The organism is Streptomyces asiaticus (genome assembly GCF_018138715.1).
GTDB lineage: Bacteria > Actinomycetota > Actinomycetes > Streptomycetales > Streptomycetaceae > Streptomyces > Streptomyces asiaticus.
Window position 1 is genome coordinate 10,058,416 of the sequence record NZ_JAGSHX010000006.1, and the last position, 22,541, is coordinate 10,080,956.

14 protein-coding genes and 1 pseudogene are annotated in these 22,541 nt (G+C 68.2%); 5 read left to right on the forward strand and 10 right to left on the reverse strand.

Features of this window, described 5'->3' with window-relative positions; genetic code table 11:
- Positions 1-5: 5 nt before the first annotated feature.
- Entirely contained in the window at positions 6-407 is a 402-nt protein-coding gene (locus tag KHP12_RS50070) for a helix-turn-helix domain-containing protein (RefSeq protein ID WP_372455290.1), read from the forward strand.
- A 399-nt stretch (positions 408-806) separates the two neighbouring features.
- A complete protein-coding gene (locus KHP12_RS50075) occupies positions 807-1,556 on the forward strand; it encodes a FadR/GntR family transcriptional regulator (RefSeq protein ID WP_211834807.1) in 750 nt (249 codons plus the stop codon).
- 65 nt (positions 1,557-1,621) lie between these two features.
- On the opposite strand, the gene KHP12_RS50080 is transcribed toward KHP12_RS50075, so the two are convergent.
- The 5 genes and pseudogenes from KHP12_RS50080 to KHP12_RS50100 all read right to left on the reverse strand — a co-directional run.
- On the reverse strand, positions 1,622-3,652 hold the full coding sequence (locus KHP12_RS50080; protein WP_211834808.1) for a right-handed parallel beta-helix repeat-containing protein: 2,031 nt from the start codon (positions 3,650-3,652) through the stop codon (positions 1,622-1,624).
- 101 nt (positions 3,653-3,753) lie between these two features.
- Positions 3,754-5,685: a DUF8034 domain-containing protein gene (locus KHP12_RS50085; RefSeq protein WP_211834809.1), complete on the reverse strand. Its 1,932-nt coding sequence runs from the start codon at positions 5,683-5,685 to the stop codon at positions 3,754-3,756.
- Between the two features lie 135 nt (positions 5,686-5,820).
- Positions 5,821-7,296, reverse strand: a complete 1,476-nt coding sequence (locus KHP12_RS50090) for a glycoside hydrolase family 43 protein (RefSeq protein ID WP_211834810.1) — start codon at positions 7,294-7,296, stop codon at positions 5,821-5,823.
- Entirely contained in the window at positions 7,293-8,936 is a 1,644-nt protein-coding gene (locus tag KHP12_RS50095) for a glycoside hydrolase family 27 protein (RefSeq protein ID WP_211834811.1), read from the reverse strand. Before KHP12_RS50095 ends, KHP12_RS50090 begins: the two co-directional genes overlap by 4 nt.
- Before the next feature lie 18 nt (positions 8,937-8,954).
- Positions 8,955-9,905: pseudogene (locus KHP12_RS50100) on the reverse strand (arabinofuranosidase catalytic domain-containing protein); the annotation flags it as partial.
- A gap of 1,087 nt (positions 9,906-10,992) precedes the next feature.
- Between KHP12_RS50100 and KHP12_RS50105 the strand changes: the two are divergent.
- Positions 10,993-11,913, forward strand: coding sequence for an alpha/beta hydrolase family protein (locus tag KHP12_RS50105; protein WP_086881855.1), 921 nt, complete (start codon positions 10,993-10,995; stop codon positions 11,911-11,913).
- 54 nt (positions 11,914-11,967) lie between these two features.
- Entirely contained in the window at positions 11,968-12,105 is a 138-nt protein-coding gene (locus tag KHP12_RS50110; protein WP_167442497.1) for a hypothetical protein, read from the forward strand.
- Here the strand turns inward: KHP12_RS50110 and KHP12_RS50115 are convergent.
- Positions 12,086-14,803 carry a family 78 glycoside hydrolase catalytic domain gene (locus KHP12_RS50115; protein ID WP_420878070.1) on the reverse strand — a complete coding sequence of 906 codons (2,718 nt, stop codon included), beginning with the start codon at positions 14,801-14,803 and terminating at the stop codon, positions 12,086-12,088. The two genes, KHP12_RS50110 and KHP12_RS50115, sit on opposite strands and share 20 nt — an antisense overlap.
- Before the next feature lie 628 nt (positions 14,804-15,431).
- On the opposite strand from KHP12_RS50115, the gene KHP12_RS50120 reads away from it, so the two are divergent.
- The gene (locus KHP12_RS50120; protein ID WP_086881856.1) at positions 15,432-16,361 is read left to right on the forward strand and encodes an extracellular catalytic domain type 1 short-chain-length polyhydroxyalkanoate depolymerase; all 930 of its coding nucleotides are present in this window, start codon (positions 15,432-15,434) and stop codon (positions 16,359-16,361) included.
- Positions 16,362-17,223: 862 nt separating this feature from the next.
- Here KHP12_RS50120 and KHP12_RS50125 read toward each other — a convergent pair.
- The 4 genes from KHP12_RS50125 to KHP12_RS50140 form a co-directional block, all read right to left on the reverse strand.
- On the reverse strand, positions 17,224-18,072 hold the full coding sequence (locus KHP12_RS50125; RefSeq protein WP_086881857.1) for a carbohydrate ABC transporter permease: 849 nt from the start codon (positions 18,070-18,072) through the stop codon (positions 17,224-17,226).
- Positions 18,069-19,046 (reverse strand): carbohydrate ABC transporter permease, encoded by a 978-nt coding sequence (locus tag KHP12_RS50130; protein WP_086881858.1) that lies wholly within the window; start codon positions 19,044-19,046, stop codon positions 18,069-18,071. The genes KHP12_RS50125 and KHP12_RS50130 overlap by 4 nt, the downstream gene beginning before the upstream one ends.
- A gap of 15 nt (positions 19,047-19,061) precedes the next feature.
- Positions 19,062-20,315: a sugar ABC transporter substrate-binding protein gene (locus tag KHP12_RS50135; RefSeq protein WP_086881859.1), complete on the reverse strand. Its 1,254-nt coding sequence runs from the start codon at positions 20,313-20,315 to the stop codon at positions 19,062-19,064.
- 202 nt (positions 20,316-20,517) lie between these two features.
- Complete coding sequence (locus tag KHP12_RS50140) at positions 20,518-22,500, reverse strand: alpha-L-fucosidase (RefSeq protein ID WP_086881860.1); 1,983 nt, start codon at positions 22,498-22,500, stop codon at positions 20,518-20,520.
- Positions 22,501-22,541 lie beyond the last annotated feature (41 nt).

Below are 22,541 nucleotides of genomic sequence, written 5' to 3' on the forward strand. Positions count from 1 at the left end.
GCTCCGTGGCTTTGCGCGCGATCAACAACGCACCGCACGTCAGCCGCGCCAAACGCGAGGCGGTCGAGCGGGCCGTCCGGCAACTCGGTTGGGTACCCAACCGCGATCTGCGGGCGTCTGGACACCGAGGCCGGACGCGCCCGGTACCGCGGCTACCGGGACGCCATGCTGGCGGGCGGCCTCGATCCGTCCCGCCGCAGGAGGGGGACTTCGCCGAGCCCAGCGGAGCCGCCGCCGTGGCCGCACTGCTGGCGAACACCCCGACGTGGGCGGGGCGTTCGCCGCCAACGACAACATGGGCGCCGCGTCCCCCGAGCGCCGGCTGCGGCGGGAGCGCCGCGCGAGGCCGGCCGACTGGTGCCCGCCGACATTGCGACGACCAGCGGCGGACCTCACCGTGGTCGTAATGCCGCCCGCCCGGAAGAGCATGCGGCGAATGGAAGACAGTGGGCCGGCAGACCGCCGCTGGCCGAGGTGGATGACCCCGGGCCGCAGCGGCGGTCTGGAACCGCAGGGCGGGCGACGTCGTCTGCTTGACGTGCCGGGGTGTGGGCGTTGGTCAAGTGAGGGGGCGAGAGTGCAGCCTCCGTCGGCGATCTCGGGCCGTGACATGGGATGTGTTCATTCGAGCGCAGTCGAACGACCACACTATGGTTCGGGTGGCAGGACCGCACTTTCGCAGATGAAGGCCGAAGAGCATGGCCATCGAACGAGTGAGGGTTCCCATGAAGGGCTTCCCGTCCCTTTTGGAACATGGGAGGTCCTGTTAGCGTGGCATGGGCGAGCAGGGAGTGTGGAGTCTGCCTATGTCATTGACCGACAAGGCAATCGCCCGCATCAGGGAGCTGATCCAGTCCGGTGAACTGCCGCCGGGCGCCAAGTTGCCGCCCGAGCAGCAGCTGGCCACGGAGCTCGGTCTGTCCAGGAACCTGATGCGTGAGGCGGTCAGAGCGCTTGTTGTCGCGCGGGTCCTGGATGTCAGGCGGGGCGACGGGACCTATGTGACGAGTCTGGAGCCCGCGCTGCTGCTCGAGGGGCTGAGTTCGGCGGTGGAACTGCTCCACGGCGACACCCTGCTGGAACTGACCGAAGTGCGCAGACTCTTCGAGCCCATCGCCACGAGGCTTGCCGCCACCCGGATCTCCGACGACGACCTCGTCGGGGTCAGACACCACCTTGACGCGATGAGGGCCGCCCGCGACGATGTCGAGCTGCTCAACGAGCACGACGCCGCCTTCCACAGCGCGGTTGTCGCAGCCGCCGGGAACAGGACCCTGGCCACGCTGCTGGAGGGCATCTCCAGCCGCACCCTGCGCGGCCGGGTCTGGCGCGGCATGGTCGACGACCATGCCGGTGACCGGACCATCGCCGAGCACGAGGCGATCTACGCCGCCCTGCTGCGCAGGGACTCGGCACTGGCCGAGGCCGCGGCGCTGATGCATGTGAGCACGACGGAGCAGTGGCTGCGTCAGCACCTGGACCACGGCGAGAGTTCAAGCCGACCGGGTCCGGCCGGCGACAAGACGTCGTGGCGGAGTGACGCCGTACGAGAATGACCGGCAGTGCAAAGACGCGCATCACCCGGCTCGTCGATGGTGCTGCGCATCCAGCCGGACGGGATTCAGGAGGTCCGCTGCCTCTTTGCGGCGCCGTTCGACACCGATGCGACATGCCCGGCTTCGGCGCGCAGTCCGGGTTCGATGCCGGCCTGTTCCATGACCTGGCGCGCTGCCGTCGGCCAGTTTGCGCCGCTCACCTTGACGTTACCGCTCAGGACGTTGTTGTGCGGTGCGCCGGTCGCCACCTGGGTCGCGCCGGTGTTGTACCAGTTCTCCGAGAACGTGCTGTCATTGGTGTTATTGGTTCCGCTGGCGTTGGTGAAGGCCCACACGCCGGCGTCCTGGATCACGTTGTGCCGGAGTGCGAGGTAGCGGGAGCCCTCGTCCAGGTAGAGACCGACGGTGTTGTGGTTGTCGTAGATGTAGTTGCCCTCCATGACGGTTCCGGGGCTTGCCGACAGGTTGTACAGGCTCCCGCCGTCGTGGAAGACCTTCTTGGTGCCGTGGATCAGGTTGTAGCGGATGACGTTGTCCGAGAGCGTCGTCGGCGAGGTGTAGACCGGCTGGTAGTCGTACAGGCCGCGGTTCTTGTAGTCCGTGCTGCCGCCGGGGTCGTTGGCGCCCCAGCCCCAGCCGACGTCGATGCCGTCGTAGGCGAGGTCGGAGACCTCGTTGTGCTCGATCGCCGCGTGGGTGACGTAGGTGGACAGGATGCCGGACATGTCCTTGTAGTCCTGGGCGACCTTAGTCACCAGGTTGTCCGTGATGGTGATGTCCTTGTTGGTCATCGCGGGGTTCGAGGGGTGGTGGGCGTCGGGCTGCACGCCGCCGGCCACGATGCCCGCGCCGGAGTCTTCGATGAAGGTGTTGCCGTGGACGGTGATTCCGGATGTGCCGAGGCCGACGCCGGAGGCATGGGCGTTCGCGTCGTTGCCGATGCCCAGGGCCACCTGGCCCAGGTGGGTGAAGGTGTCCCCGGTGAAGGTGATCTCGGTTGCCGCCGAGACCTGCACGGCCGCCGGTATCTGGTGCCAGCCGTTGCGGGCGCCTTCGAACAGCCGGCAGCCGGACTGACAGGACGTGAGAAAGTCGGTGGGCTGGGGGTACGCGGACGGGATGAAGGCGCCGTTCTGCTGGTTGGCGTAGCCGGTCGAGGTGCCCGGCTGGAGCCAGGTGGAGTGCTCGAAGCGGACACCCTCGATGGTCATGTTCCGGACCGGGTTGTCGTAGGTGCCTCCGATCTGGAGCAGCGAGGTGAGCTGCGGCAGTTCGATGTCGCTGTCGTCCGGGTCCTGGCCGGCGGGTGCTTTGTAGTAGAGGAGGCCCGCGTCCGGGTCGAGGTACCACTGGCCCGCGGTCTTGAGGAAGGAGGAGGAGTTCTCCAGCAGGAGGGTGCCACCGGCGAAGGGTTTGGCGATGGTGTCGTAGCCCCAGTTGTTGTTGTTCCAGGCCGGCTGCTGCATGGTGATGGTGGTGCCGCTGATGCTCTGCACGGGCGCGTACCGGTCGGTGAAGGAGTTCTGGCTCTCCACTTCGATGCGGTTCTGCCGGGGCAGTGAGGCGAGGTAGTTCAGGGCGGGGTTGACGATGGTCAGCCCGGCCTGCGTCACCCTGACGTCGTTGCGCGAGATGGTGATCGAGGCGCGGGGTGCGAGGGTGCCGTCCACATAGAGCTGCCGTGAATCCTTGCCTTTCGGCACCTGTGCGACGTAGATGTTCGACGCCGCGTTCTGGAGTTGCCAGCCGGTCACCCGCCGGCCGCCGGACACGACGGGTGCTTCGCCGGGCTGCGCCCTCCAGGTGACGGTGTGGCCGTTGCGGCCCGAGTCGGCGCTGCTGAGCTTCCAGGGTTGTGTCAGGCGGTAGGTGCCGCCGGACAACTCCACGACCACGTCGGACGTGTCCGACAGGCCACGCGCGAGGCGCTGGGCCCGGGCGAGGGTGGCCAGGGGGTGCTCTGCTGTGCCCTGGTTGCGGTCGCTTCCCTCGGGGGCTACGACGATCGTGGCGACGCGGGCGACCGAGGCGTTCGCGGGAGTCGGGGTGAGGGCGGTGAGGGCGGTAGCGGCCGCGGCGAGGGCCGCGAGGGCCATTCCTGGATTTCGACGCATGTCTGGTCCCGGGGTTGAAGTGGTGGAGTCGGTCAGCGACGGCCGGTCCGTGCCGTGTGGTGGGGCAAGTGGATCAGGCGCGTTCATGACGTCACACCGTGGTCGCGCCCGCCGAACGGCGTCCGGTAGGACGGCGGCCGGGTGCGCAGGTCGAGCTGGAGTGTCAGACGGATCCGGGTGGAAGGGGGCAGGTCCACCTGTAGCCAGGGGGCGTCGGCCCGGGTGGTGGCGGACGTGACGGCGGGTCGGCCGTGGCCGTAGTCGTACAGGCCGCCGATCCAGGCAGGGTCCTCGCAGACGGTGTGGTGGACAGCTCGGATGGTGTGTTCGGCGAAGGCTCCGGCCTGCACGATCACCGATCGCGGGGCTCGGGGATCGAGGTTGACCACGTCGACGACGGTGGCCTCCGGATCGATGCGCGAGACCAGGGCCGCCACCGAAGGGGGCAGGCCCGGGCGTACGGCGGTGGCGTCGTAGTACCGCACTCGTGCCTGCTGGAGGCCGCCGTTGTAGACGACTTGTGGCGCGCCCCAGGTCAGCTGTACCAGGGCCTCGGTGACGACCGGGTTCGACTGCTGCCACAGGTGGATGTCGGCTTCGGGCACGTCGGTGCCGCGGAAGCGTTCCATACGGGCCAGCCGGTGGCGGACCTGGGCCTGCGCGGCGGCCAGAATCCGCTCCGGGTAGGAGGGGTCGTCGCCGCTGAGGAAGGCGAACCAGGGCTCCTCGTGTCCGGCCTCCTCCTTGCTCCGGAAGGGGCGTACCGTGCGCCAGTCGTAGCCGCTGGCGGAACGGAGCCGTTCGAGGCGTTCTCTGTCCGCGGCCGAGGCGGAGTGGTGCCACAGGGCCATCGGGACAGCCATCAGCATCGGGTTGTAGTCGAACCAGCCCCGGTCCGCGTGCCGGAACGGCACATGCAGCGTGGGGGTGACCACGTCCTCGCCCAGTTGGACGGTCCATTTGGACCGTAGGCTGGAGTCCGAGTCCATGAAGGCCATGACCTTGCCCTGGGCGATGATCTCGTCCAGGGCGGGACGCACGAGGTCCAGGCAGGAGTCGTCGCCCGTGGCTGCTGCCCCGGCCAGGGCGGCGATGATCGCGGCATGCCCGACGCTGTACCACCCGTGTGGCCAGGACCAGCCGTAGTGACCGCCGTACCAGCGGCCCTCCAGCAGGCCGCCCACCGTGCCGTCCGGGGCGACGTTGTCCGGCAGGACGCCGCCGCGGGCAGCCGCCCGCTCCCGCCAGGCACCCACGTACGTGGCGATCCAATCGCGGTAGCGGTCCTCCCCGGTGAGGATCCAGGCGTTGAGGACCAGTCCGGTCACGGCCAGATTGACCGCGGTGTCCCCCGCGCCCATCCTGCGGCGCATCTCCTCGCCCAGCCGCGGGTCACAGGCCGGTGGTGGGGTGTCGGACCCCGCCTCCGGCGTCCACTCCAGGGGGAAGCCGTACATCCGGGCTTCCTGGGGAAGCCAGGGATACGCGTCGCCGTCGAACAGCCCCTCGCGCCGCGGGTCGCTGCCGTTGTGCGGCCGGCGGATCATGCGGTGTGCGGGGTCGTAATTGCCGTACCCGGGGTCCACGTACAGCTCCGCGAAGCGGCGCGCCCGCCGGGCGAAGCGCTCGGGGGCGGCCATGCACAGGAAGTAGAACAGCAGCATGCTCTCGCCCTGGTGGAACCAGTCGTAGCCCCGTTCGAACTCGTCCTGGAGCATGCCCAGCTCGGTCAGCTGCCGGGTGACTCCTTCCCAGTGCCGTTCGGAGGCCGTGAGGAGATCGCTGTGCCCGCCGAGCAGGTAGAGCTGCGGCCAGTTGAAGAAGGCCTCGTAGAAGTCGTCCGCGCCGTCGCGGGAAGTCAGCCGGCCGCGGTACCTCAGCCGCCCGTCGCCCTCCGTGAAGTCCGTCGCGAACCGGCGCCAGGCGTCGTCGAGCAGGTCGAAGAGCGCCCGCTGCGCGGTGGCCCAGCCCGGTGGCTCCAGCAATGGCACCGAGGCTGTGATGACGGGGCGCATCGGATCTCCATTCAGGCGAGGCGGCACCCGGACACGGCGTGCGCGCGGGCGACGGCGCCAACGCGCTGTTTCCTCCTTCGAGCTGTGCTCCGCCTGCGGCACCCTGCGAGGGAAGATGCCGCTCGGCGTCCGCACCTACGGCGCGAGCCGTAGGAATCCCCCTCGTTCACGAGGGGACCCGCCTGGCCGCCCCGGCAGGGCAGTGGGGGCGCCGGCGGTGAACCGCCACCAGTCCGCGTTGACCAGGTAGCCGCTGCCGCCCGCAAACCGCAGGTACAGGTCCTGGGTGCCCGTGGCACCGCCGACCGGGCAGGACACCGTCGTCCAGGTCTGCCAGCCGCCGGTGTTCGGCACGCCGCACCGGCCCACGACCGTTCCATTGGGGCCGCCCAGACGCAGTTCGATGGCGCTGCCGCCGGTCGCCGAGGCCACGCGTGCGGTGAAGGAGGACGGGCCCGCGCCGAAAGCGACACCCTTGACCTTGATGTAGTCGCCGTTCTCGGTGTACCCGACGTTCATGCCTCCCTCGCTGGACGGCTCGGTCTCGATCCCGGATTCCCAGGCGATCGTTTCGGCCTCCTGACGGATGTACGGGTCGAGCGTGCCGACCTGGGGCGCCCCCGTACTGGTCATGTTGATCGTCGGGATCGTGCCGTCGGGGTTATAGGAGAACTTCTCCACGCCGACCGAGCGGGTGTAGCCGCTCCCGCCCGGAAGCGCGCCGTTGTGGTAGAAGAAATATGAAGTGCCTTTGAAGTCGACGATGCCCGGGTGGTTGGTGAAGCTGGAGCCCTGCGTGGGCATGATCGTTCCGCGGTAGGTCCACGGTCCGGTCGGGCCGGGGGCGGTGGAGTAGGCGATGAACTCCGAGCAGCACTTGGCGGCATACACGATGTAGTACAGGCCGCCTCGTTTGTAGACCCAGGGTCCTTCCTCGAACAGCGTGGGCCGGTTGGGATCACCGGTGCGAGTGCCGAAGCCCGCCGTGGTGAGCGGGATCTTCGCCGGGCTGCCGGAGTAGGAAATCATGTCGGCGTTCAACCTGACGTACCACAGGTTCGGGTTGCCCCAGTACAGATACGCCTGTCCGTCATCGTCGATGAAGACGGTCGGGTCGATCTCGCCGTTTCCCACCAGCGGGTGGCCGAGGGCGTCGCGGAACGGTCCGGTGGGGCTGTCCGACACCGCCACGCCGATGGCCATGCGGCCGGTCGCGCGCTCCGTTGTCGGCACGTACCAGTAGAACTTTCCGTTGCGGTTGACGACCTGGCCCGCCCATGCGTTGGCGGACGCCCAGCTGAAGGAGGCCACGCTGAGCGGAGAGCCGTGGTCGGTCCAGTTGACCATGTCGGCGGAGGACCACACCCGCCACTCTTTCATGGTGTAGTTGGTCGAGTTGTCCTCGTCGTGTCCGGTGTAGAGGTAGACGCGGCCGTCATGGACCAAAGGCGCGGGGTCGGCCGTGTAGACGTGCTGCACGATCGGGTTGTCCGCCCTGGCCTCCGTGGGATACACCGCTGCGGGTGCGAGGACGAAGGCCAGCAGGAGACTCGCCGCCCAGGCGACCGCTCGCGTGAGTCCCGTACGAGTGGGTTGTGGTCGTCTCCTCATGTGCGGGTCCACTTCTGGTTGCCCTGACCGTTGCAGGTCCACAGGATCAGCGGGGTTCCGTTGGCGGTGCCGGCGTTGTCGACGTCCAGGCACAGGTCGGCGTGGACGTTGCGGATGGAACCGTTCGCGTCGAGTGTCCATTTCTGGTTGTCCTGTCCGTTGCAGGGCCAGGTGATGATGCGTGTGCCGTTGGCGGTGCCCTGGTCGTAGGCGTCCAGGCACTTGTCACCGAAGACGCGTATCTCGCCGCCGGCCCAGGTGGTCCACAGCTGGCCGGCGGCCGTGTGGCAGTCCCGGATCAGCACCTTCGCCCCGGCCGCGGTCGAGGCGTTCTCCACGTCCAGGCAACGGCCGGACCCGTCACCACGCAGCCGGGATGTGGTGGCGGCCAGGGGAGTGCCGCCGGTCACCCGGAAGGCGGCGACACCGTGTGCGGGTACACTCGCCGAGACCTGACCGGTCGTGTTCGATGTGCCGCCGGTCCACAGGTCGGTGAGGGTGAACGACCCGCCGGACAGACCGATCTGTGCCGCCGTGGCGGTGACGGTCGCACTACTGTTCCCCCGGTTGAACAGACCCACGGCGACCGAGCCGTCGGACAGGGGCTTGGCGAACACTTCGGTGTCTCCGTCGTCGCGCACCCTGCGTCCGCCCGCGCCCAGCGGGTCCTGGTTCACCGCCAGCAGGCGCGGGTTGCGCAGGACCGCGCTCACATCGGTCGACATGGTGCGGATGTCGTTGCCCGCCATGAGCGGCGCGGCCATCAGCGCCCACAGGGCGAAGTGGGAGCGGGACTCGGTCAGCGACAGCCCGGGGCGGCCGACGACGAGCATGTCGGGGTCGTTCCAGTGGCCCGGACCCGACTGCGCGGCCAGCGGCGCGGTGACGTCCACGACGTTGCCCACGCCCATCGGATAGCTGTTGGTGTTGCCGTTCTGCCAGATGTCGAGCAGGTCCTCGGTCGTCCGCCACAGGTCGGCGACCTCGCCCCAGTTGTAGGTGTCGCCGGTGATGGCGTGGTAGCTGTTCGGGTTGATGCTGTAGACGATCGGGCGCCCGGTCGCGCGCAGTGCGTCGCGCATGAGCGTGAACCGCGCGACCTGCTCGTCCCGGGTGCCGGCGGAGGAGCACCAGTCGTATTTGAGGTAGTCCACACCCCATGAGGCGAACGTGCGAGCGTCCTGGGTCTCATGCCCCTTGCTGCCGGTGGACCCCGGGTAACTGCCCCCGCCCTGCGCACACGTGCGCTCGTTGGGCACCTGGTAGATGCCGAACTTCAGGCCTTTCCCGTGGATGTAGTCCCCGAGCGCCTTCATGCCGCTCGGGAATTTTGTCGGGTTGGCCCGCAAGTTGCCCGTGGTGTCGCGTTGCGGGTCGAACCAGCAGTCGTCGACCACCACGTATCGGTAACCGGCGTCCCGCATCCCCGAGGAGACCATCGCGTCGGCGGCCTGACGGACCTGTGCCTCGGTGACCCCGCACCCGAAGCTGTTCCAGCTGTTCCAGCCCAGCGGCGGGGTGAGCGCCGGACTGCCCGGGGCCGCCTGGGCGGCCGAGTGGGCCGAGGCCGTGGTGAAGACGGTGCCGATCAGCGCGGCAGCCGTGAGGAAGCGGAGTAATCGTCCGCCCGGTTTCAACACGAGATGGTTCCTTCCCGGTCAGCGGTAGCCGGCCGCGGTGATATTGGCCTGCACGGCATCCTCCGTCTGGTCGGAGGGGTAGCCGGAGACCATGGCTCCCTCGTAGAACGTTCCGGCGCTGAGGTTGGTGTTGCCGTTGCAGCAGTCACCGCCGCTGCCCAGGATGATGGCCCCCTGCTTCTTCATGGGGTTGTAGCCACCGGGGAGGGATCCGGCGTACAGCGTGGTCAGGCTCCCGGACTGCGCGTTGCTGCCCTTGATCGCGAACCGGGTCGTCCCGTTGTTCTTCAGCGTGGCGGTGACGAACTTGCTGGTGAAGGCCCTCTGGTTCGGGTTCCAGGACTGGCTGCCCCCGGAGTACAGGCCCCATTCGAGGTCTGCCTGGACCCATGGGCCCCTCCCGGCGCAGCCGCCGAACCAGCACTGCGTGCTGAAGTTGATCGCGTCCATGGCTCCGGGGCCGTCGGCCTTGCGGGTGGTCTCGCTGTTGCCGTAGTCGAAGCAGCAGCCGCTGTTGACGTGCGTGCCGCTGGTCACCATGTACATGCCCTCGGGCGCGCTGCCGGTGGGGACGCCCGTCGTGTGGCCGTCACGCCAGTAGCTGTTCCTGGGGTTGATGTACAGCGAGTAGGCCCTGTTGCCCCCGACCGTCAGCGATTCACTCGTCGCGTTCGCGGCGGTGTCGGAGCCACCGACTCCGCCCGGCCCCTGGTAGCCCAGGTTGTTGCCGTGCCCGGACTGGTCGTAGACCCAGGTGATGACGCATGAGGTACCCGCGCAGAACGAGTCCTGGGCGGCGGCGTCGGCGACCCCGCCTGCCGTCAGGGCGCCGATGTCCCGGGTCGCGTTGTCGGACGAGCGCCTGACTTGGTACAGCTTGCCGGTGTACGAGCCGTAGAGCGCCCGCACCGTGCTGTGCGCGGCCACACAAGGCGTGCCGCCCGACGCGTAGATGTCACAGGGGCCGGTGTCGGCGGCGGACGCCGGTGCCGGTCGGCCGAACACCGCCACCAGTACCGCAATCAACATCAGCGCCGAGCCCGTGGCCAAGGTGGCGGGCGAACGCCGTCTGCGGGACAGGCCGCCCGGCACGGAAACCCATGAAGACTGCACCGTCTCCTCCTGGAGGTCATCGTGGACATGACATATCGCACGGCGTCGTATGTCCACCGGATGTCGCAGGGGCGGAAATTCATGTTCGATATTTCGAATCACTGTCGAAGCATCGGACAGAGATGGATGATAGGGAAGCGCCGAAAACTGTCAATACCCCGCACCGGACCGGCTCAATGATCGCGACGAAACCGCAGTCCGGAGGTGGTCCCGCGAGGCGAAATCGTCGGCGACATGTGATGTTTGACCTCTGCCCGCCGCCATGTCGCAGAGCCGTCGTTCCGAATGTCGCCGCAGGCCCCTGAATCGTTCGACGTCAGGCCTCTTGACAGCCCCCAAGATCCCATGGGACCCCTAGAGAGACATGGGATGTATCGGCGCCCCCTGCTGCCCGTCCCGTATGTGCACTCCCCGCCTCCGCACCGGGTGGCTGGACCCGCTCGCGATCCCGCTTGCGACGCTCCTCCTCCAGATCGACCACGGCAGTACTGGCACCATCCGTACCGGTTAGGCCCCTCATGCGTTGCCGCCGTGCTGTATACCGAGGACACAGGCGACATCCGGTGGCGGACCTCCGGCCGACCACATGGAGCCTTCCATGCATCCAGGATGCCGACCGCGTTCGCGATACGTTCGCGTCGCGGTAACTCTCCTGCTCGGCTTGACAATGGCGCTGTCAGCCGCTCCTGCCGAGGCCGGTCCCACCAGCAGCGACCCGGGCGGCCCGCGCAGCTGGTCCGCACCCAAGGACTACCAGACCAGCACCTTCGGTGGTGCTCACTCAGACCAACAACAGCCGTTGAGCGCCCCGGCCCCTCTCCCGTGGGAGCAGGGACCACACAGAGGGCCCGGCCCCCTGAGCAACTTCCGCGGGATTCCCCTCTCACGCTGGCGCACGGCGCCTGTGTGACCCGCTCGCCCCTACAACAACAAGGAGTCACCCATGTCGATGCGACGGCGTACCTTACTGGGCTTCGGCGCGGCCGCGGCCACGGGTGTGGGCATGTCCCTGCTCGGGAGCAGCGCGGCCGCCGGCACCCTGTCACCACGAATGGCCTCACCGCGGCAGGCACCCACCGCGCAGTTCGCCATCGGCGTACGCCAGTTCTTCTGGTCGCGTGGCAACCGCCAACTGACCACGAAGATCTTCTACCCGGCCGCCGGCACCCCGGGCGGCAACCCCATCCCGAACGCGCCCATCGCGAACGGCGTCTTCCCCATCGCCGAATGGAGCCACGGCATGGGGTGCAACTCCGACTGCTACTCCTCCCAGACCCACGATCTGGCCTCCGCGGGCTTCATCTGCCCCGCCCCCTCGTTCTCCGACAACACCAACATTGGCAGCGTCTACAACGGCAACTGGTCGAAGGACGTCTCCGAAGTCCTCACCCGGACACTGGCGCTCAACAGCACCGCGGGCGACCCGTTCGCCGGGCACATGGACACCCGGGTCGGTGTCGGTGTGTCAGGTCACTCGATGGGCGGGATGACCACCCACGGCCTGCTCACCGCCTGGCCGGACAACCGCATCGTCGCCGCTGTCCCGGTCGCCACCGTGGACATGGGCAACCCCGCCGGCCTCCACGCCAATGTGCTGTTCATCCACGGTGACCATGACCCGACCTGCGACTACAACTCGGCACGCGCCGCGTACGCGGAGCTCCCGTCACCCAAGGCGTTCCTCACTCACGTCGGGGCGGACCACGGCCAGTACCTGACCCCGGACTACCGGTACTACGCCCAGACCAAGAACACCTTCCTGGACTGGTTCCGCTGGAGCCTGTACGGCGACACCGCTGCCCGCGACCGCCTGCGGAGCGACGCCACCAGCAACGGCACTTCCTATCAAGCGGCCCTCTCCTGATGAGTCGGTCTTGAGTTCGCTCGTCGCCATGTGAGTCGTGTTCCGTTTCAGATCATGGCTCTCAGCAACACCGCGGTCGCCGCCCGGCTGGGCGTCGCCGAGCCCGTCCGGCCGGCTGGTCACCGCACCGGCGTCTGCCGCGCCCCGCCGAACAGCCTCAGCGTGCCGGATGTCATGGGGCTCGGACAGTGAACGTCCAGGTCCCGGAGCCGACTCGGTACGAGACCGCTTGGTCGGTGACCTGTGTCCTCCTCGCTCCGGTGGGGGCTTGGACGCGGTGGTCCTTGTCGGTCAGAGGTACCCGTACCACCGCGCGGCTGTTGGCCGGGATGGTGATGGTCAGCCGCAAGGTGCCCCCTGCCTTCTTCCAGCTGCTGGCGACGCGGCCACGCACCGTCTCCTGCGCGGCGGACACCTGGTCGAGGGAGCCGGGGATCCGCGGCTCGACCGCGATGTCGCGGTAGCCGGGCTCGGTGGGCCTGATGCCCGCGAGGACGGTGTAGAACGAGGTGTTGATACCGGCGAACATCGCGTGGTCGTGGGTTTCCATCGAGGAGCGGTAGAGCCACTGCTCCCAGGTGGTAGTGGCCCCGTTGGCGAGCTGGAAGCCGAAGCCGGGATAGGTGCGTTGATGGAGCATGGTCATCGCCAGGTCGATCCTCCCGGTGCGGGCCAGCGCGTCGACCAGGTAGCGGGTGCCGAAGATGCCGGTGTCCAGGTGGCCGTCGTCGTGCTCGACGATGGTTCGGGCGAGTTGGTCGCCGACGTCGTCGACCTTGTCGGCGGGCACCAGCCCGAACGCCAGCGGGAGGACGCTGGTCACCTGGCGTCCGCTGCCGTACGTATCACCGGCTTCGTTGAGGAAGTGCGCGTTGAACGCGTTCTTGATGCGGCTTGCCAGGGACGCGAAGTGGCGCGCGTCCTGCCGGTGCCCGAGCACGTCCGCGGCCTTCGCCGTGGCCCGGGCCTGCTGGTAGGAGAGGGCGGTGTTGACCAGGGAGACTTCACTGAAGCAGTCCCCGGCCGTCGGGCTGCCCATGCCGTCGTTGGCCTGTGGCCCGTGATCGGGCGGGCACCAGTCGCCGAAGCCCTTGTCCGCGGGCCAGATGAGCCCGGGGACCTCGGCGGCGTTGCGGTCCACGAACCGCTTCATGTCCGGATAGGCCGTCTCCAGTGCGTTCCGATCGCGGTACTGCTCGTACAGGGTCCAGGCCAGGGTGACCTGACCGCCGGCCATGTCGGGGTACTGTGCCTTGACGTCGTCGGAGGGCAGCGCCGTGCCCGGCGGCAGGTCGCGCAGATACTTCGCGTAGAAACCCCCCATGCCGAACTCGCGCGTCGCGGCGTCCCGATAGGCCTGGACGTCCATGGCCGGAGGGGTGCGCTCGTCGCGGACCGGGGTATCGGTGGGCGTGCTCATGGAGTTGTTGAGGACGCTCCAGCGGTTGTTGTGCCAGATGCGGTTGAGAACCTCGCTGGAGGAGCTGAAGGTGCCGATCGACGGCACATCCGCGTGGACGACGCGTGCGCGCACGTCCCCGAGGCCCGCTGTCCCGGGGAAGCCGGCGACCTCCAGATAGCGGAAGCCGTGGTAGGTGAAGCGCGGTTCATAGGTCTCGCGACGGCCCGTCCCCGCCAGGGTGAAGGTGTCGGTCGCAGCGGCATCCCGATTGGTGGCGGCGTCCAGCGTGCCGTCGGCGTTGAGCTCCTCGGCCGTACGCAGGGTGATGCGGGTGCCGGCCGCACCCTTGGCGCTCAGGCGCGCCCAGCCGGCGATGTTCTGGCCGAAGTCGTAGACATAGGTGCCAGGTCGGAGCTCGGTCACCTTCCTCGCCCTCAGGGTGTCCGTCACCCGGACCGGCGGCATGGTATTCGACCGCAGAGCACCCTGCGGTGCGTCGACCCTTGACACGGCGTCCCAGGAACGGTCGTCGAAGCCGGACTCGTCCCAGCCGTCCTGCTCCTTCCGGGCGTCGTAGGACTCGCCGTGGTACAGATCATCCGCGGTGATCGGCCCGATGGACCACTTCCAGGACGGGTCGGTGGTGAGGCGACGCCGGCTACCGTCGGTGAAGGTGATGTCCAGCAGAGCGATCGCCTGCCGCTGGCCATTCCAACGGAAGCCGTACCGGCTGAAGTTGTCCCCGTAGCCGTGGCCCAGCCAGAGTCCCATGGTGTTGCCACCCTTGCGCAGCGCCTTCGTCACGTCGTACGTGTCGTACAGCACCCGCCGGTCGTAGGGCGTGTTCGCCGGTGCGAGGACACGGTCGCCGACCTTCGCGCCGTTGAGGCGCAGCTCGTGGAAGCCGAGACCGGCCACGTAGGCCCGCGCTCCGGCCACCTCCTTGTCGAGCGAGAACTCCTTGCGCAGCAGGGGAGCTCCGGCCTGTGGATCAGATGGGCCGATCCACTGCGCACCCTCCCAGTCCTCGGGCGCGCGCAGCGCCGTCTCCCAGGAGGACGGGGCGCTCCACGCCGACGCTCTGCCGTGCTCGTCCCAGACGCGCACCTTCCAGTGGTAGCGCGTGCGTGGGCTGAGCCGCTGACCGCCGTACGGCACCCCTACGGACTCGTCGGAGCGTCGTTTGCCGCTGTCCCAGACGGTGCCCTGGTTGTGCGCCAATCGCTCGGCGGACGTGGAGACCAGGACCTGGTGGGCCGTCTGCATGGCGTTGCGCGACTCGGTGTTCAGCTTCCAACTCAGCAGAGGGCGAGCAGCGTCGACTCCGAGCGGTTCGGCCCGGCCATCGACGGTGGCGCCACTGACGTGGAGTCCGCTGTCGGCGACGGCGGTCGGGCTGCCGCTGACCAGCGCCGTGGCCAGGAGTGCGGCGGCACCAAGAGGCGCGAGCACACGTCGGGCAGATGCGAGTCTGCTGCGTCCGCACACGTTGAGGACCTTTCGCAGGGGGATCGGCCAAGTGGCGCCGGCAGGGCGGCTAAAACGATTCAACCAGTGTGCTGGTTATAGCAGTGCCGGCCCGGCGCGGCTAGTGCTCCCGCTACGGCTCGCCATTGCCGCGTTCGGGGGCGCGTTGGTGCGCTGAACGGTAGGCATGGTGGGCGGCTCATCGAGCGCGTCAATGGCCGGCGCCGTCGGATGCTTCCGGAAATTACCGGCCGCTGTTCGTTCCTGTGTGGATGGCTGGTACTGCATCGCATAGCTGACCTGAGAGCTGTTGGGCCGTGGTGGAAATGGGTATCGACTCGCCGGGGGAGTCGCGGCCAGTGAAAAGGATCTAGGAAGGTTCCGAAAGTTTTCACAAGGTGTTCGGCGCCCCCGGTGGCCAGCGCGTTCGGGTGGCGGGCGGACGGACCTGTGGGGGCCGCCCATCCTCGTGACGTGGGGAATCGCGATGGGCGAGCAGGGGCGAATTTCGGACGCCGAGCGGGATGTGTGCCGGTCTCGGAAGTGCCTGGGAGCGCCTTCGGCCAACATTGGGCGGAATGTTGTCGAGTGTCATGGCCATGCCTAATCTCGTGAGCGAATCTCGTGATCACCAGGAGGTGGTTGCACCATGACCGCAATCAGAACCGTGCTGGCGGCTGTCGCCGGCGTCTTGACACTCCTCGTCTCTGGTCTCGTTTTCGCGCCGCAGGCAACGGCGGCTTCGCTCGTGGAGGTGACCAGCTTCGGCAGCAACCCGGGCAACCTGCGCATGCACGTGTACGTGCCGGACTCCCGCCCGGCCAAGCCGGCGATCGTGGTCGCCATGCACGGCTGTGGCGGCTCGGGGCCGGGGTTCTACCAGAGCAGCGAGTTCGCGTCGCTGGCCGACCAGCGCGGCTTCGTCGTCATCTACCCGACCGCCACGAAGCAGACGGCGATGAGCAACTGCTTCGACGTGTGGTCCGATGCCTCCAAACACCACAACGGTGGCAGCGACCCGGCCTCGGTCATCTCCATGGTGTCTTATGTGGAACAGCACTACAACGGCGACCCGCAGCGGATCTTCGTCACCGGCAGCTCGTCCGGCGGCATGGAGACCACCGCGCTGCTGGCCGACTACCCGGACGTCTTCAAGGCCGGCTCGGCGTTCATGGGTGTCCCCTTTGGCTGCTTCGCGAACGAGGCCGACTTCCCGCCGTGGACGAGCAAGTGCGTGGGTGGGAACATGCACAAGACGGCACAGGAATGGGGCAACCTGGTCCGGCAGGCGTTCCCGGGCTACTCCGGCACCCGTCCTCGCGTGCAGCTGTGGCACGGCACCAACGACACACTCGTGCCTTTCCAGCTCATGCAGGAAGAGACCAAGCAGTGGACGGACGTCTTCGGGCTGAGCCAGACGCCGACCTCGACGGACCAGCCGCAGCCGAGCTGGACGCGACAGCGTTTCGCCGGCGCCGACGGCGCTGTGCGGCTGGAGGCCATCAGCGTCTCCGGGGCCGGGCATCAACTGCCGATGGGTGGCATGGCCGCGGCAGCCGTGCAGTTCTTCGGCCTCTGAGCCTGGTGCGCGACCTCGGCGGTTCGTCTGACCCGCTGTTTTCGAGTCCTTCCTGAGGCAGCCGGGTGACGGCTCCCCGCGCTTCGAGGCGTCGATCGACGTGGTGCGGAGGAACGGCCGCCGGCCGAACCGTCCGACCGCCGCGTCCACGTCCGGGTCCATGGCTTCGGGCACACTTCCGGGCGGCGCGGACCGTCCACACGATCCCGTTGAGGACCGTGCGGTCGTCCAGATCCTCATGGTCCCGCAACGACCGTGGGTGTGGCCCAACGCGCGGATCGGCCGCACCCACGGGCGCCCGGGGCTCCCCGCGCCTGCCGCATCGCCGCGACGAGGCGGAGCACGCGGTGCGGAGGGTCTTAAGCTCCGGTCCGTGATGTGGTGGCGAGATGGCGGAGTTCGTGGGCCTCGATCCGGGGGGCAGGGTCTTGCCGATGTGTCCGGGGAGGTGCTCGCCCAGTGCTATGGGCATCGCGGCCTGGGCCGTGCCGGCGGTCCGGCTCCAGTGGCGGGCCTCATCGGGAAGGTCCAACTCCGCAGCGGTCGCGGCGAGTTCACGGAGCTCCAGCGTTCCAGCCGACGGCAGACCTCGGTGAGTTCCGCGCGGTCCGGCGGTTCGGGCGGCCGTCGGCGCAGCCGGGCCGGAGCCTGACGGCCCAAGACCTCGGCGCCGGACAGCGCGGTGATCCGGTACCGGCGCCCGGTCTGCGGGCCGGGCGTCGTCTCGACACGGGTGACGGCCCGGTTGCCCGTTGCCGGGTCGAAGGGGAGGAGCCGCAGGACGGCCCGCATGCCGTTCGAGCGGCGGTCATGAGGAGGTCACTCGTTTCTTCAGCGGGGATCACGGGCGATCGGCGCGAGGTCAGTCCTTCATCGCGCCGGCGGTCACGCCGGCGGCGATGTAACGCTGGGCGAGGACGAGGATGACCGTCGCCGGCAGCGAAGCCACGACGGCGGTGGCCATGATGGCGTTCCACTCCTGATTGTTGTTCCCGATGTAGTGGTAGATGCCGAGGGTGATCGGCTCGTGGGCGCCGCCGCCTGCGAGGGTGCTGGCGAAGACGAAGTCGGACCAGGACCACAGGAAGGCGAACAGCGACACGGTGACGACGGCGTTGCGGCTCATGGGCAGCACGATCGACCGGAAGGTGCGCAGCGGGCCGGCTCCGTCGGTCTTCGCGGCCTGGAGCAGCTCCTCGGGGATGCCGGACATGAACGCGGTGAGGATCAGGACCGCGAACGGGACGGCCAGGGTCGAGTCCGCGACGATCAGGCCGGGCACCGACTGGAGCAAGCCGAGGCTGAGGTAGATGGCGTAGAAGCCCATCGCCATGACGATGCCGGGGATCATCTGGGCGACCAGGAAGAGGAAGCTGAGCACGCTGCCGCCGCGCGGGCGTAGTTTGGCGAGCGCGTAGCCCGCGGGTGCGGCCAGCGCCACGGTGAGGACGACGGTGCCCAGGCCGATGGCCAGACTGGTGCCGAGGTAGGGCAGCTGCTGGTCCAGGACGGCCCGGTAACCCCTCAGCGTGCCGTGCACGGGGAACAGGTCCGGCGGTCTTTTGCGCATGTCCTGGTCGCGGGTGAAGGACACATTCAGCATCCAGTAGACCGGGAAGAGCATGACGCCGGTGAGGAGGAGGCCCGTGGCCGTCTTCCACCAAGTGGTGCGTATCCGGCGCGGGCGGGGTGGGGTCGTGGTGGTTGTCATGAGGCGTACTGCTTTCGCTGGACCCTCAGGTGCACCAGGCCGAACACGAGAGCGGCGGCGACGAGCAGGTTACCGACGGCCGCGCCGGGACCGAACGTCGGCACCAGGTTGCCGAAGCCGAGTCGGTAGGACCAGGTGGCGAAGGTGGTGGACGAGTCCGCCGGGCCGCCCTTGGACATGATCCAGATGATGTCGAAGACCTTGAGCGTGTAGATCAGGCCCAGCAGGAGGGTGACGGCGGACACCGGGCGCAGTAGCGGGAGGGTGATGCTCCAGAAGCGTCGCCAGGCGCCGGCGCCGTCGAGGGCGGCGGCCTCGTACAGGCTGGAGGGGATCGACTGCAGCCCGCTGTGGAGCACGACGAGGTTGAACGGGACGCCGATCCAGATGTTCGCGATGATCACCGAGGTGAGCGACCAGGACGGAGAGGTCAGCCAGTTCACCGAGTCGACGCCGACGGCGTTCAGGACGGCGTTGACGATGCCCGAGTCGCTGTTGAGCATCCACGACCAGGTGGAGGCCGACACGATCAGCGGCAGCAGCCACGGCACGAGGAACAGGGCACGCAGGGTCGTGGAGAGCCGGAAGTGCTGGTTGAAGAAGACCGCGAGGGCCAGACCGATGGCGTACTGGAAGAACAGGCAGACAGCGGTGAACATCACGGTGTGGGTGAGCGCCGGTGCGAACGTCGGGTCGTCGAATACGGTCTGGTAGTTGGCGAGACCGGTGAAGGGCGCGCCGCCTTGGACGAAGGAACGGACGGTGTAGTCGCGCAGGCTCAGGTCGAGGTTCCGGTAGAGCGGATAGGCGTAGAAGAGGATGAGGTAGAGGGTCACCGGGGCGAGGAAGCCCCAGGCGGTCCAGTGTCGCGAGTGGGCGCGGCGCCGTGGTGTCGTACGGTCCGGCGCGGTGGTGGCCGCCTCGTCCCGGTCGGGCACAGCCCGACGGTCCGGCAGGTGTGTCGTACGGTTCATCAACAACCCCCGGAATTATGGCTGGTTGACCGCGCTCTGCGCGGCGGCGAGCGCGTCCTTCGGGGACTTGGCTCCGCTGAGGGCGGACTGGATCGCCTTCCACATCTGCTCGGAGATCTTGGGGTACTTGGTGCCGAGGTCGCCACTGGTGCGGCCCTTGGCCGCCTTGACCGCCTCCGCCCAGGGCTTGAGCTTGGCGTCGGCCGCCACCTGCTTGTCCTGGATTTCGCTGGTGGGTGCCATGTAGGACAGGGTGGTGTCGGTGGTGTAGAGGTTTTCTGCGCCGGTCAGGCAGGAGGCCAGCTTCCGCGTTGTGGTGTAGCGGCCTGTGTGGCTCTGGACGGGGATGGTGACGAATTCGCCGCCGGTCGGCGCCGCGGCGGTGCCGCCCTCGGCCCCGGGGACGGGCAGGACGCCGTAGTCGAAGCCGGCCTTCTCGGCGTTGGCCAGCTGCCAGGTGCCGTTCTCGGCGAACGCGTAGTCGCCGCTCGCGAACTCTTGCCAGCTGGTGGTCTGGGTGTTGTTGATCACCGAGTTCGGGGCGTGGCCCTTCTCCAGCCAGTCGGTCCACAGGGACAGCGCCGACACGCCCTGGGGAGAGTCGAGGCGGGTCAGCTTCGCGCCCGACCCCCAGAACCAGGGCAAGAACTGGAAGCTGCCCTCCTCGGTGCCGATCGCGGAGAAGGTGATGCCCTTCTTTCCCGCCTTCTTCACCTTCTCGAGCGCCGCCGTCAGCGACGTCCAGTCCTTGACCGAGGTGATGTCCACGCCCGCGACCTTGAGGACGTCCTTGTTGTAGTAGAGGGCGAGGGTGTTGGCACCGACTGGTGTTCCGTAGGTCCTTCCGCCCGACTGGCCGGCCCCGAGCAGGTTCGGGTCGACCTTGGAGGTGTCCAGCTTGTTGTCGTCGGTGGTGGTGAGAACTCCGGCCTCCGCCAAGGTCGGAACCACAGGATTGTCCACGATGAGCACGTCCGGAGAGTTGTCCTGCTGGGCCGCCAGGAGCACCTTGTTCGACAGGTCACTGGTGTCGAAAGCGGTCCGCTTGATCTTCACGCCGGCCTTGTCGCCGCAGCGGTTCAGCAGCTTCGCCCATGCCGAGTCCTTGGCGAATTGTGGGTACGGGTCCCAGATGGTGTAGGTGCCGCTGTCCGCGGTCTTCGTCCCGGTGCCGCCCAAGCCGGAGCCGCAGGCGGTGGCACCGGCGGCGAGAACCAGGGAGGTCAGGGCTGCGACGGTCAGACGGCGCCGTCCGGAGAAGCTGTTCATCGCGGGTTCCTTCGTTTCTGGCATGCGGATACCGAGGGCAAGGCGTGGCCGGCGCGGCCCGAGCGGCGTGGCAGAGCAGGGCGAGGGCCGATCCGGCCTGACCGCCGGCACGGTGGTGCGGCACTCAAGAGACACGATCCCCGGTCCGCCGGGTACGACGACGGCCGCCGCGGCGCGGGCCGCACCGCCTGTGGGGGATGGTTCAGACGCCGGTGATGGTCCATTCGTTGTTGGGGCTGGAGTTCGGAGTCCACATCACCGTGGTCGAGCCGGCCGTGGTGCTGCCATTGCCGTCAAGGGCGGTACCGGTGCCCCGATTGATGATCTGGTAGCGGTTGCCGCCGAGGCTGCCCAGCGACCACTGCTGGTTGTTGCCGCCGTTCCAGGCCTCCTGGCGAGCGGGAGCGCCGTTGGTCGAATCGCCCCAGCTGTCGGCGGCCATGCCGTTGGTGCGGTTCATGATGCGGTAGTAGCCGTTGCCGAGGTCGATCAGCTGCCACTGCAGGTTGGTGCTGCCGTCGTAGTTCCACTGCTTGAGGTTGGAGCCGGAGCCGACGTTGCCCCCGCTGTCGAGCACCAGTCCGCTGGTCACGTTGGCGATCTTCACCCAGGTCGTCGAGCCGCCCGGCGCGCCCAGGACGGGGATCTCACCCGAGAAGGTGAGCTTGACCGTGTACGCCAGCGCGCTGAACGGCGGGGTGGACGAGGGCATGGTGAGGTGCAGGCCCGACGCGTCCTGGGTCGGTGCGGGCAGGTCGATGTAGGTGCCGGCGGTGTTGTTGAGCAGTTGGGCGCCCGTCAGGCTGCTGAGGTTGATCTGGTTCGAGTTCAGTGTCGTGATGGTCATGGTGCCGCCCTGCCAGCCCAGCGCGGTGGCGTAGAGGACCTTGTTGTCCCGGCTGCGGGTGAACCGGACGTCCTGCGGTTTGCCGGCCACCGGTCCGCTGAACGAGCCTCCGCCCATCTTGGTGGGGCCCTCGCCGTAACTGGCCCAGGAGCGGGTGGAGTAGACCGCCTCTCCGAAGCGGCCGAGCCAGTCGCCCATGGCGAGCAGGATGGACCGCTGCCCGGAGGGGACGGTGCCGTCGGCCATCGGGGCGATGTTCAGCAGCATGCTGCCGCCCTTGCTGACCCGGTCGATCAGCGAGTGCAGCAGTGCCTGCGTCGAGTAGTAGCCGATGCCCTCCGTGTAGCACCAGCTGGAGGAGGAGATGCTGTCGTCGGTCAGCCAGTAGGGGGTGAGCAGCCCTGCCGGGCCGCCGCGCTCGAAGTCGAAGACCTCACCCTTGTTGTTGAGGCCGTCCTTGTAGGTCGCGACCACGTCCCTGTTCCACGAGACGGCCTGGTTGTAGTAGTGCGCGAGGAACTCGAGCCGGTAGGACTCCTGCACCAGGTTCAGGTCGAAGTCCTGCCAGACCAGATCCGGCTGGTAGCCGTCGATGATCTCGATCAGCTTGTCGTACCAGAGCTTGTTCTCCGCTGCCGAGCCCTGCTGGGCATAGAGGACGCGGAGTGTCGGGTCCGACTGGGACGGCACGTGGTCGTAGTAGCCGTTGAAGTGGTAGGCGTGGTGCAGCGAAGCCATGAACTTCAGCCCCTGCCCGCGGATGGCCTGCGCCTGAAGACCCACCAAGTCGAGTCTGGGACCGTGCTGGACCGAGTTCCACGGGTTGGAGCGGCTGTTCCACATGGAGAAGCCGTCGTGGTGCTCGGCGACCGGCCCGGCGAACCTGGCGCCCGCGGCCTTGAACAGCTGCGCCCAGGCGTCCGGATCCCACTTGCCGCCCTGGGAGACCGGTTTGGGGGCGAACTGCACGTAGTTGCCGGCCTTGTCGCGGGCGCCGTCGATGAAGTTGTTGTACGGCCAGGCCGAGGGGTCGCCGTAGGTGGCGATGTGGTGTCTGTTCTCGGCCGAGCCGCCGATGTACATGTTGCGCGGGTACCACTCGTTCCCGAACGCGGGAACACTGAAGACGCCCCAGTGGTAGTAGATGCCGAACTTGGCGTCCTGGAACCAGGCCGGGGCCGGGGGGTGCTGGTCCACGGAGGACCAGCTCGCGGTGTAGCTTCCGGGACCGTCGGTCGCGGCGGCCTCGGGGGCGAACCGCAGCAGGCCGAAGGCCGTGGCCGCGCCGGCCGCCGCCAGCAGTCGGCGCCGGCTGAGCGGCAGGGAAGTGGAAGACATGTGGGGCCTCTCGGGGGAATCGACGGAGGTGGTGCGGGAGT

Bases quoted from the DNA above. Each gene is read 5' to 3' on its own strand.
- KHP12_RS50075 (WP_211834807.1), top strand. From the start codon at position 807: ATGTCATTGACCGACAAGGCAATCGCCCGCATCAGGGAGCTGATCCAG.
- KHP12_RS50080 (WP_211834808.1), bottom strand. From the start codon at position 3,652: ATGGCCCTCGCGGCCCTCGCCGCGGCCGCTACCGCCCTCACCGCCCTC.
- KHP12_RS50085 (WP_211834809.1), bottom strand. From the start codon at position 5,685: ATGCGCCCCGTCATCACAGCCTCGGTGCCATTGCTGGAGCCACCGGGC.
- KHP12_RS50090 (WP_211834810.1), bottom strand. From the start codon at position 7,296: ATGAGGAGACGACCACAACCCACTCGTACGGGACTCACGCGAGCGGTC.
- KHP12_RS50105 (WP_086881855.1), top strand. From the start codon at position 10,993: ATGTCGATGCGACGGCGTACCTTACTGGGCTTCGGCGCGGCCGCGGCC.
- KHP12_RS50110 (WP_167442497.1), top strand. From the start codon at position 11,968: ATGGCTCTCAGCAACACCGCGGTCGCCGCCCGGCTGGGCGTCGCCGAG.
- KHP12_RS50120 (WP_086881856.1), top strand. From the start codon at position 15,432: ATGACCGCAATCAGAACCGTGCTGGCGGCTGTCGCCGGCGTCTTGACA.
- KHP12_RS50125 (WP_086881857.1), bottom strand. From the start codon at position 18,072: ATGACAACCACCACGACCCCACCCCGCCCGCGCCGGATACGCACCACT.
- KHP12_RS50130 (WP_086881858.1), bottom strand. From the start codon at position 19,046: ATGAACCGTACGACACACCTGCCGGACCGTCGGGCTGTGCCCGACCGG.
- KHP12_RS50135 (WP_086881859.1), bottom strand. From the start codon at position 20,315: ATGAACAGCTTCTCCGGACGGCGCCGTCTGACCGTCGCAGCCCTGACC.
- KHP12_RS50140 (WP_086881860.1), bottom strand. From the start codon at position 22,500: ATGTCTTCCACTTCCCTGCCGCTCAGCCGGCGCCGACTGCTGGCGGCG.